Origin of the sequence: Streptococcus sp. oral taxon 431 (assembly GCF_023115445.1) — a bacterium.
GTDB lineage: Bacteria > Bacillota > Bacilli > Lactobacillales > Streptococcaceae > Streptococcus.
Map to the genome: position 1 here is coordinate 331,865 of NZ_JALDUI010000001.1, position 11,288 is coordinate 343,152.

At 38.1% G+C, this 11,288-nt stretch carries 9 protein-coding genes; 1 reads left to right on the forward strand and 8 read right to left on the reverse strand.

Annotated features, from left to right (window positions below):
- Nucleotides 1-72: 72 nt before the first annotated feature.
- On the reverse strand, nucleotides 73-1,377 hold the full coding sequence (gene eno, locus M1R56_RS01650) for a surface-displayed alpha-enolase (RefSeq protein WP_000022825.1): 1,305 nt from the start codon (nucleotides 1,375-1,377) through the stop codon (nucleotides 73-75).
- 164 nt (nucleotides 1,378-1,541) lie between these two features.
- Here eno and M1R56_RS01655 point away from each other — a divergent pair, with 164 nt between their 5' ends.
- Nucleotides 1,542-1,988, forward strand: coding sequence for a DUF1694 domain-containing protein (locus M1R56_RS01655; protein ID WP_248034364.1), 447 nt, complete (start codon nucleotides 1,542-1,544; stop codon nucleotides 1,986-1,988).
- On the opposite strand, the gene M1R56_RS01660 is transcribed toward M1R56_RS01655, so the two are convergent.
- The 7 genes from M1R56_RS01660 to M1R56_RS01690 form a co-directional block, all read right to left on the reverse strand.
- Nucleotides 1,985-3,100, reverse strand: coding sequence for a glycerate kinase (locus tag M1R56_RS01660; protein ID WP_248034365.1), 1,116 nt, complete (start codon nucleotides 3,098-3,100; stop codon nucleotides 1,985-1,987). The two genes, M1R56_RS01655 and M1R56_RS01660, sit on opposite strands and share 4 nt — an antisense overlap.
- A 16-nt stretch (nucleotides 3,101-3,116) precedes the next feature.
- Nucleotides 3,117-3,758, reverse strand: a complete 642-nt coding sequence (serB, locus tag M1R56_RS01665) for a phosphoserine phosphatase SerB (protein ID WP_248034366.1) — start codon at nucleotides 3,756-3,758, stop codon at nucleotides 3,117-3,119.
- Between the two features lie 62 nt (nucleotides 3,759-3,820).
- Nucleotides 3,821-5,254 carry a glycogen synthase GlgA gene (gene glgA / locus M1R56_RS01670; protein ID WP_045763411.1) on the reverse strand — a complete coding sequence of 478 codons (1,434 nt, stop codon included), beginning with the start codon at nucleotides 5,252-5,254 and terminating at the stop codon, nucleotides 3,821-3,823.
- A complete protein-coding gene (gene glgD, locus M1R56_RS01675; protein ID WP_248034367.1) occupies nucleotides 5,251-6,390 on the reverse strand; it encodes a glucose-1-phosphate adenylyltransferase subunit GlgD in 1,140 nt (379 codons plus the stop codon). Before glgD ends, glgA begins: the two co-directional genes overlap by 4 nt.
- A complete protein-coding gene (locus tag M1R56_RS01680) occupies nucleotides 6,380-7,522 on the reverse strand; it encodes a glucose-1-phosphate adenylyltransferase (RefSeq protein ID WP_248034368.1) in 1,143 nt (380 codons plus the stop codon). The genes glgD and M1R56_RS01680 overlap by 11 nt, the downstream gene beginning before the upstream one ends.
- Nucleotides 7,512-9,440: a 1,4-alpha-glucan branching protein GlgB gene (gene glgB, locus M1R56_RS01685; protein ID WP_248034369.1), complete on the reverse strand. Its 1,929-nt coding sequence runs from the start codon at nucleotides 9,438-9,440 to the stop codon at nucleotides 7,512-7,514. The genes M1R56_RS01680 and glgB overlap by 11 nt, the downstream gene beginning before the upstream one ends.
- A 527-nt stretch (nucleotides 9,441-9,967) precedes the next feature.
- On the reverse strand, nucleotides 9,968-11,008 hold the full coding sequence (locus M1R56_RS01690) for a DMP19 family protein (RefSeq protein ID WP_248034370.1): 1,041 nt from the start codon (nucleotides 11,006-11,008) through the stop codon (nucleotides 9,968-9,970).
- Nucleotides 11,009-11,288: the final 280 nt, after the last annotated feature.

Below are 11,288 nucleotides of genomic sequence, written 5' to 3' on the forward strand. Positions count from 1 at the left end.
TTAAATCTTGTTTAATCAAGAGCCGAACTTTTGAGTTTCAAGGTTCGGGATAAAATAGTTCACTGAACTATTTTATTTTTTAAGGTTGTAGAATGATTTCAATCCACGGTATTCAGCTACTTCACCAAGTTGATCTTCGATACGAAGCAATTGGTTGTATTTAGCGATACGGTCAGTACGTGAAAGTGAACCAGTCTTGATTTGTCCTGCGTTAGTTGCAACTGCGATGTCAGCGATTGTTGAATCTTCAGTTTCACCTGAACGGTGTGATACAACGGCAGTGTAACCAGCTTCTTTAGCCATTTCGATAGCGTCGAATGTTTCAGTAAGAGTACCGATTTGGTTAACTTTGATAAGGATTGAGTTAGCAGCGCCTTCAGCGATACCTCTTTCAAGGTAAGCAGTGTTTGTTACGAAGAAGTCGTCACCAACCAATTGAACTTTACCACCAAGACGTTCAGTAAGAGCTTTCCATCCATCCCAGTCGTTTTCGTCCATACCATCTTCGATAGTGATGATTGGGTATTTGTTTACCAATTCTTCAAGGTAGTCGATTTGTTCTGCAGAAGTACGAACAGCTGCTCCTTCACCTTCGAATTTAGTGTAGTCGTAAACTTTACGTTCTTTATCGTAGAATTCTGATGATGCACAGTCAAATCCGATAAATACGTCTTTACCTGGAACATAACCAGCAGCTTCGATAGCAGCAAGGATAGTTTCAACACCGTCTTCAGTTCCTTCGAAACGAGGAGCGAATCCACCTTCGTCACCTACGGCTGTTTCAAGACCACGAGATTTAAGGATTTTCTTAAGAGCGTGGAAGATTTCAGCACCCCAACGAAGAGCTTCTTTGAATGTTGGTGCACCAGCAGGTACGATCATGAATTCTTGGAAAGCGATTGGAGCATCTGAGTGAGATCCACCGTTGATGATGTTCATCATAGGAGTTGGAAGAACTTTAGTGTTGAATCCACCAAGGTAGCTGTAAAGTGGGATTTCAAGGTAGTCAGCAGCAGCACGAGCTACAGCGATAGACACACCAAGGATTGCGTTAGCACCCAATTTACCTTTGTTAGGAGTTCCGTCAAGTGCGATCATAGCACGGTCGATAGCTTGTTGGTCACGTACATCGTAGCCGATGATTGCTTCAGCGATGATGTTGTTTACGTTGTCAACAGCTTTTTGTGTACCAAGACCACCGTAACGAGATTTGTCACCATCACGAAGTTCAACTGCTTCGTGTTCACCAGTAGAAGCTCCAGATGGAACCATACCACGTCCGAAAGCACCTGATTCAGTGTAAACTTCTACTTCAAGTGTTGGGTTACCGCGTGAGTCTAGGACTTCGCGAGCGTAAACATCAGTAATAATTGACATTTTTTACTCTCCTTATTGAGTTAAATTTTTTACACCTCTATGATACCTTAAAAAGACACCTTTTTCAAGGAAAAACGTTATCTTTGTGCAAATTTTCCTTAAGTTTATAAAGTAATCGCTTTCTTTCATCTGTTTTCTCCTTTATTTTATGATATACTATTTTTATGACTGATCTATCTAAACAAATCCTAGAAAAGGCCAATGGTGGTCTTAAACTAAATCCTGATGAACAAAGACGTTTTCTCGGAACATTTGAGGAACGTGTCCTTGGCTACGCGGACCTTGAAACAGCTGATGATGATAAATTTAAAAATGGATTTTTAACAATTATAGAAACCTTTAAAAAAGAGACTCAACCTCTATTTGTCAAAATTTCTCCTCAGGTAGAGTTTGATAAACAAGTTTTTTATCTAAAACAATCCAAAGATGCTGACTGCCAAGCGACCATCGTTTCTGAAGATCATAACTCTTCTCCTTTTGGCCTAGTTATCCATAGCGATGCCCCTGTTCAAACAAGTGAAAAAGACCTCAGAAAGGCCTTTTCAGACTTATGGCAGGAAAAAGAGATGAAAAAAGCTCCTACTTCTCTTTGGAAAAAGTGGTTTGGTTAATTTTTCTTCAAAGCTAAAATTTGACCAATGTTTGCAGCTGTATCTTCTAAATAGATAGCTGCATTTTTTAGACTATCCTCAAGCGGTTCGCTTTTTTCTAGTATTGAAAAGGCAGCAACGAGATTTTCATATGGCAAGGGCGGTAAATCCTCTGACAGACTCCCACAAATAGCAATAACTGGAACACCATTTGGTGTTCTTTTTGCTACTCCGATTGGAGCCTTACCAGATAAACTTTGAGAATCTAACCTACCTTCACCGACAATAACTAGATCTGCATCTGCAACCTGTTCATCGAAGTTTATTAAATCTAAACAGGTTTGAATACCAGATACAATCTCTGCTCCTGCAAAGGCACACAAACCAGCCGCAATGCCACCACCTGCTCCAGCACCATCCAATTTTAACATTTCAGGTGCAACTTTGCGGTAAAAGTTTTCAATAGCAATATCAACGTCTTGGAATTTAGCTGGTTCCAACCCTTTTTGCTTCCCAAATGTATAGGTAGCACCGTTAATTCCACAGAGTGGATTGGTAACATCTGCTAAGATTTTAATTCGTACATCAGAAGGAATAGATATAACTTTCTCCTTTGAGATATCAGTAATTTCAAACAAAGACTGACCAATAGCTAGAAGTTCATCTCCATTTTTGTCATAGAACTGGTAACCAAGTCCTGAAGCAATACCAATCCCACCATCGTTACTGGATGTCCCACCAACTCCTATATAGATTTCTTTCATTCCTTGTTCGATTAAATATAGGATTAGTTGACCAATCCCCTTTGTTTGAATCTTCAGTGGATTTCGTTTTTCAATAGGAATTTTAGCAAGCCCAACTAGATAAGCCACCTCGAACAGAGCAAGTTCTCCTTTTTGAACATAAGTCATTTGAATCTCATCTCCAAAGGGACCTGTCACTAAAGCAGTTTTTTCTACAAGACCAAGTGAATTTTTAATGGCATCCACTGTTCCTTCCCCTCCATCGCCAACAGGTAAGAGCAAACATTTCGATTCAGGTAGAGCCTTTTTAAGGCCTCGTTTAATAGCTTTAGCTACTTCACTTGCAGGGAGACTCTCCTTAAAAGAGTCCGGTGCTATAACAATTTTCATACACTCATCTTTCTAATCAAAGGAAATCTATCAGATGCAATACTTTTGTTAAATCTCTATCTTCAATTTGAAGGGGAATTTCTCCTTTCACGATTTCTTTGGCACAAAAGCCAATCCCGATTCCAGCTCTCTTCAACATTGCTAAATCATTAGCTCCATCTCCAATAGCAATTGTTCTATCGATTGGTACCTCTAATTCATCAGCCCATCTTACTAGGGTTTCTTTTTTAACTTCTCTGCTGATAATAGAACCAATAAGATTTCCAGTTAAATGACCATCTCTGATTTCCAGTTGATTAGCAGCAAATAATGAAATCCCTAAATCTTTTACTATTCTTTCAACCACAGGTGTAAATCCACCCGAAACTAAACCCACTTCTATCTGATTTTTTTGCAGAGTGTTAATAAATTTCGCAGCATTTTTACTAAGGTGTAGTTCATGATAAATCTTATCAAAAGTATCTACAGATAGTCCTTGTAATAAAGAAACACGTTTTCTCAGGCTTTCTTCAAAATCAAGTTCTCCTCTCATAGCTTGGGCAGTCATTAGAGCTACTTCTTCTTCACATTCTGCTTCTTTCCCCAACAAATCAATAACTTCCTCTTCTATCAGTGTCCCATCTACATCCAGTACACAGAGTCCTTTAATTTTTTTCATATAATTGCCTTACTTTCAGAATCTCAAAAAATCGTATGAAGGTATCATACGATTTTAACTATTTAGTTTGCTAAACTGTGATACAAATCAAGATATGACTTGCAAGCTGTATCCCAAGAGAAATCACATTCCATAGCTTGAACTTGCATATTTTTCCAAACATCAGGATGGTTGTGATAAACATCCAAAGCTGTTTGCAAGGCCCAGTTGAGCCAGTATGGAGTTAGGTTGTTAAAGCTAAAGCCTGTACCTGTTCCTTCAATTGGATTAAAGGCTTGAACAGTATCTCTAAGTCCACCCACCTCGTTTACTAAAGGAAGCGTACCATATCTCATGGCCATCATTTGTGAAAGTCCACACGGTTCAAAGCGACTTGGCATGAGGAAAATATCACATGCTGCATAAATCTCTTGAGCTAATTTCACATCGAAAGTAATATTGGCAGAAAGTTTTTCTGGGAACACTTGACTAAACCAAGAGAAAGCTTGTTCAAATCCTGGATCTCCAGTTCCCAAGAGAACAATTTGAATATCCTCTTGAAGCATACGATGCAGGCTTTCAACCACCACATCAAAGCCCTTCTGACGAGTCAAACGTGACACGATACCAATCATTGGCACATCAGGACGTACTGGAAGACCAACTCTTTCTTGAAGTTTCGCTTTATTTTGAGCTTTTCCTGACAGATCAGTTTTATTAAAATGATACTCAAGTAAAGCATCCGTCTCTGGATTGTATAAATCAGTATCAATTCCGTTTACAATACCAGAAACTTTACCAGATTCCATACGAAGAATCTGATCGATACCACAACCAAACTCTGTAGTCATAATCTCATAAGCATAGCTCGGTGACACAGTTGATACACGATCAGCGTATAGAATACCTGCCTTCATCCAGTTGAGGCAGTCATTCCAACGAACTGTTCCATCAGCATAGCGCTCAAATCCAACCCTGAACAAGTCCCAAAGCATGCTTTCAGAGAATTGACCCTGAAATTCCAAGTTATGAATGGTCAAAACAGTCTTGATTCCTTGGTAAGCTTGAATCCATCTGTATTTTTCTTTTAACAAGAACGGAATCATTGCTGTATGGTAATCATGAGCATGGAGGACGTCAGGTATGAATCCAATACGCTCCATAGCTTCAAGGGCAGCAAGTTGGAAGAAGGCAAAGCGTTCACCATCATCGAAGTCTCCATAAACATGTCCACGGAAGAAATAATATTGATTGTCAATGAAGTAGAAGGTAACACCATTTAGAACTGTTTTCTTAATTCCACAAAATTGTCTCCGCCAACCAACATAGACTTCGAATTGAAGGACATCTTCAATCTGATCACCAAACTTGGCTTCTACCATGTCATAGTAAGGTAAGATAACAGCAACCTCATGCCCAGCTTTTACTAATGATTTTGGAAGTGCTCCGATAACGTCTCCCAATCCACCTGTTTTTGAAAAGGGAGCGCCCTCTGCTGCTACAAATAAAATTTTCATGAAAGGACATCCTCTGTTACTTTTTCGCCTTTTTTGATGACAACAGGGTTTTCTGCTGTACCTCGAATAACAACTCCCTCAGATATTTCAGCACCCTTATCGATAATTGCATACTCAACTTGTGCACCTTTTCCAACGACAACACGAGGGAAGATAAGAGACTCTTTAACCAAGCTGTCTTTATTGATACGAACATTACGCGAAATAATAGATTTATCCACTTCACCTTCAATGATACTACCAGAAGCAAATTGAGAGGTGTTCACTTTTGAACCAGAGGCGTAGTAGGTAGGTTCTTCGTTTTTAACTTTAGTATGAATCTTTTGATTTGGAGAGAACAATGAGTAGAATTTATGCTGATCAAGCATATCTAAATTAGCTTGATAGTATGTTTCTACTGAATGAATATTTGCTAGGTAACCTGTATATTCATATGCAAAAGCACCTTCTTTGGCTGCCAAATCACGAAGAACATAACGTAATTTTTCTGGATATTCTTTTTGAGCTTCTTCTTCCAAACGTTTAATCAACCATTGAGTGTCTACAACAAAGATATCTGTCGACATGTTGTAGTATTCTTGGTTTGATTTTTTATCAAAGAGTTTGTGAGAAACTACATGGTCAGTTTCATCAATATCAAGGATTGCATTCACTTCTGAAATATCTTTCTTAGGTAATTTCTTATAAACAACTGTAATTGGTGATTTTGTTGTATTATGCAAATGGAAAACTTGATTGAGATCGATATTCACTAAAACATCACAGTTCAAGGAAACTGTTTGATCTGAACCTGAACGTTTTAAGTAAGTTAAGAGTTGTTGGTAGTATTCTTTACCAACTGTACTGCTCTCTACACGAGTATTGTAGATTCCAAGATAGTAGTGGCTAAGAAGTGTATTCAAGCCCCACTCACGTCCTGAACGAATATGGTCAAATACAGAGCTGATGTTATCTTGTTGGAAAATTCCAAAGATACTACGAACGCCTGCATTAGCTAAACTTGAAAGCGGGAAGTCAATCAAACGATACTTTCCTCCAAATGGTAAAGTTGCCACTGGACGGTTACTTGTCAAGGTTGACATATCATGGAAACCAACGGTATTTCCTAAAATCGCTGAATATTTATCAATCTTCATCTGTTGCTACCCCCACTACTTCGTTATATCCGACTACTTGTACTTCTTCTGTACCATCAATTTCAACACCATCAGCGATGACTGCGCCTTCACCGATGATTGCACGTGTAATTTTAGCACCTCTACCAATAACTGCTCCACTCATGATAACAGAATCAACAACTTCCGCTCCCTTACGAACTTGAGCAGCTGTAGATAGGATTGAATGCTTCACCGTACCATTTACATAACATCCATCTACTACAAGAGAGTCTTCTACCTGAGCATATTCTCCAAGGAAGTTTGGTGGAGCGATAAGGTTACGAGAATAAATTTTCCATTGACGGTTACGGCTATCGAGAGCATTCTCTGGAGAGATGTATTCCATATTTGCTTCCCAGAGTGATTCGATAGTACCAACGTCCTTCCAGTATCCATTGAACTCATAAGCATAGACACTTTCACCAGTTTCAAGATAGTTTGGAATAACGTTTTTACCAAAATCTGACATATCAATATTAGCCTTTTCAGCTGCAACTAGCATATTGCGAAGTCGTTTCCAATCAAAGATATAAATACCCATTGACGCCTTAGTTGATTTTGGTTCAGCTGGTTTTTCTTCAAATTCGACAATACGATTATTAGCATCTGTATTCATAATACCAAAACGGCTAGCTTCTTTAAGTGGCACATCTAAGACAGCAACTGTCAAGCTGGCATTATTGTCCTTGTGTGATTGGAGCATATCATCATAGTCCATTTTGTAGATATGATCTCCTGAAAGAATTAAAACATACTCAGGATTAATGCTGTCGATATAGTCGATGTTTTGGTAAATAGCGTGACTTGTACCTTCGAACCAACGATTTCCTTCACTTGCAGAGTAAGGTTGAAGGATAGAAACACCTGAATCAATTACATCTAGACCCCAGCTCGAACCGTTCCCGATGTGATTGTTAAGAGCAAGAGGTTGATACTGTGTGATAACCCCAACATTGTGGATACCAGAGTTGGCACAGTTAGAAAGAGCAAAGTCAATGATACGATAGCGCCCACCAAATTGCACAGCAGGTTTTGCAATGCTTTGAGTGAGTTTACCGAGACGAGTTCCTTGCCCACCGGCAAGGATTAAAGCTAGCATTTCATTCTTCATTTTCTACTCCTTTTTGAGATTTATTTGATTCTTTTTTAGCGGGTTTCAAGCGACGTTTGATTTTCCAGATACTTGCCCCCAAAGCTGGCAAAGTAAAGGTCAAAGTCTGCTCATAATCCTTCCATAATCCTTCTTGAGTTTGAACGGTTTGATTGTGTTCTTTCCAAACACCTCCCCATTGTTCCAACTCTGTATTCCAAATTTCTTCATACACACCTGCAACTGGCAGTCCAATTGTGAAATCAGGACGTTCGACTGGTGCCATATTAAAGACACAGACTAGCATCTCGCCTTTCTTTCCTTTACGAATAAAGGAAAGAACACTCTGATCTCTATTATCTGCATCGATAATTTCAATTCCATCATAGCTTGTATCAATTTCCCAAAGACAACGGTGGTCCTTATAAAGTTGATTCAACTGAGATGTGAAGTATTTCATCTTGGCATTCATTGGATCTTCAAGGTTTGACCATTCTAATTGCTCTTCAGATTTCCACTCTAAGAATTGACCGAATTCGCTACCCATAAAGAGCAATTTCTTACCAGGGTGACAAATTTGATAAGTATAAAGATTTCTAAGGCCTGCAAATTGATTATAACGATCCCCCCACATCTTATGCATCATACTCTTCTTACCATGTACAACCTCATCATGTGAGAATGGTAGGAGATAATTTTCATTAAAGACATACATAAAACTGAAAGTTACAAGGTTAAAATCATACTTGCGGTAAATTGGATCTTCTTCGTAGAAACGTAGGATATCGTTCATCCAGCCCATGTTCCACTTGTAGTCAAATCCAAGTCCACCCATTTCCTTCATGCCAGTAATCTTGGTACCTGAAGAAGACTCCTCTGCAATCATCATAACATCCGGATGAGCTAGCTTAATAACATCGTTCAAACGTTGAAGGAAATAATAGCCTTCATAGTTGAGATTGCCTCCGTCTTTATTTGGTGTCCATGGAGCATTGTCATAATCTAGATAGAGAATATTACTTACTGCATCTACACGAATACCATCTAGGTGATAGAAATCAATCCAAAACTTAATGCTAGAAATCAAGAAAGATTGGACTTCATTTTTACCAAGGTCGAAGTTTAGCGCTCCCCAACCGTAATTGTTAGCCTTATTATGATCTTGATATTCAAAAGTCGGTGTGCCATCATAGTATGCCAAAGCATCATCATTGATTGTAAAGTGACCTGGAACCCAATCCACAATTACACCGATATTGTTGATATGACATTCCTCAACAAAGTCTTGAAACTCTTCTGGACGACCATAGGCATGTTCTAAAGCGAAATAACCCATGAGCTGATAGCCCCAACTCAATCCAAGAGGATGAGACATCAAAGGCATAAACTCGATATGAGTATAGTTCATCTCAACAAGATATGGGATAAGTTCCTCTTTTAGTTGAGCAAAACTATAAGGTGTTCCATCAGGATTTCTCTTCCAAGATCCTGCATGCGCCTCATAGATGTTAACTGGTCTCTCGAAAAATCCCCAACGTTTTCTACGAGCTAACCAAAGACCGTCTTTCCATTTTTTCTCAGGAATTTCTGTTAAAACAGCCCCTGTGCCTGGACGAGCTTCAAAACGAACTGCCAAGGGATCAATTTTCATGAGTTGATGCCCATTAGCACGAGTAATATGATATTTATAAATATGTCCCTCTTGAGCTAAAGTGGTAAAAACTTCCCAAACTCCAGATTCATTACGAACCATGGGGATTTGATTTTCAATCCAGTTAGTAAAATCACCAACTAGATGGACAGCTTGCGCATTTGGAGCCCAGACACGAAAAGTATAGCCATACTCCCCATCTCTTTCCTCACGATGTGCTCCCAGATAGTGCTGAAGATGGAAATTTTCACCACTGGTAAAAGTTCTTAAAGCTTCTAATGTATCCATTAAATCCCCCTTTTATTTGAAAGCGTTTTCTTATTTTTTATTATACTACCTTTTTAGAGAAGTTTCAAGTAAATTACTATATTTTAAAAAATTATTTTGAAAATCTGAAAACAATTCTCTGATGCGTCCTGGGAAAATCATTTTAATTTTCTGATTTGTCTTCACCTCTTTTCATTTTCTTACATTTTTATATAATAGTAACAAAATATTCGGATTTAAGCAATTTTTAGCCTGATATTTTTGAAAAATATATTGAAAATCCGTAAATATTGAGTTTATAACATTCAATATAGGTTGCAACTATTCAGAAACCAAGAATTTCCCCCTAAAAAATGAGAGTGGGACAGAAATCGGTAATTCGTTAGAATTCGATTTCGTTGTCCCACCTCCGCACAGTTGAGTAGGGCTGTAAAAGCTGATGAAATCAGCGTAGTAGAGCCCACTCAACCACTGCGTCTTGCTCGACATTCCAAAGACAATTGAGAGGCTAGGACTTTTGTCCCAGCCTCATCTTTATTTACTATTCTTTACGATTTATCTGCGCTTCCCTGAAAAACAAATTTCTCTGGATACTTTTTGATAAAACTTAGTTCATTCTCATTTCCATCATAATCATAGATAAAATCATCTGCTTGCTCCAATTTCTCATAAAAAGCATCACCATACTCTTCTTCCATCTGTGCTAGCAGCTCAGATCTCTCTTCTCTAACAAAGGAGATAGTTCCGCCAAAGTATGCAAGGAGATTTCTGAAATTAGAAGCATGCTCCTTCATTCCAAATAGTTCGAAGCCCTTTAAAGTATCTTCCCAGACAATCCCTGTCGAATTATCGAAAAATTGATAGTGGCCTCCATTGTTTACTTCGATAAAATACCAGATAATTGCCAGAAGGTATCTTTGTTCTAAAGTAAACATTTTTGCAGAATCGAGATAGTCTTCATAGGTGTTATAGATGTTAACAGTTTCGTATACTGGTTTAATAATATCCCATGAGTCTTTTGCCTTTTGGACGTCTTCTATCGTAATATTCTTGTATAATTTCTTATTCTGTGCAATTTTTATTTCTTGATTAGTTTCATTAACATCTTCAAAATAGTATTTTTGTAACAAGGGATAAGCTGTTGGCCTGTTTTCAAAAACTTGCTTTAGAGAACCTACTTTAACCAACTCAATACACCAATCAATGACTGGACTTGTTGGGGAGGCAGCATTTTTGATAGCATTTTCTAATAAATCTAGAGCCTGATTAGCTTCAGTTTCAAAGTCCTTGTTCGGATTACTAGATAAACGCCAATGGGTAAAACCATTTCGATAATACCAAATAGCATCCCTGTCTTCTTCAGAAACCATCTCTAAAACTCTTTTGGCTTCTTCGAATTGACTCCAATTATTATAGACTTTGGCTAGTTCACTAAGTACTTGACCACTTAAATTTTCTAAGCCAAGCTCTGAGAGGATTTCCTTTATCTTTTCGAATTGGTAGGTATGCTTAATGTCTTTGAGACATTGAAGTTTCTCCTCTTCATTTAAGGTGACGAATTTTTCCAGAGTAATTGTATTGATATCCATAGCTATCTCCCGCTAAAAATAATGAGCTTTAATAATTTTAATTCAATTATTAATGAAACTTCTGCTTTTTCTATCTGTCTAGAACTTGAAAATAAACTACTTTTTCTGAAAAATTTTAGGTTTACTTTGAACTTCAACGGAGACTTTCTAAAAGTATAGGCCGGGATCAAAAATCCCAACCTCGCTTTTTAGTAGAAATGAGTCTTTGAAACATTTTTGTTTATTCATTGGATTCTGCAAGATAGTTTTGTCCTACACTTCTCTGACTCTGTCTTCAATC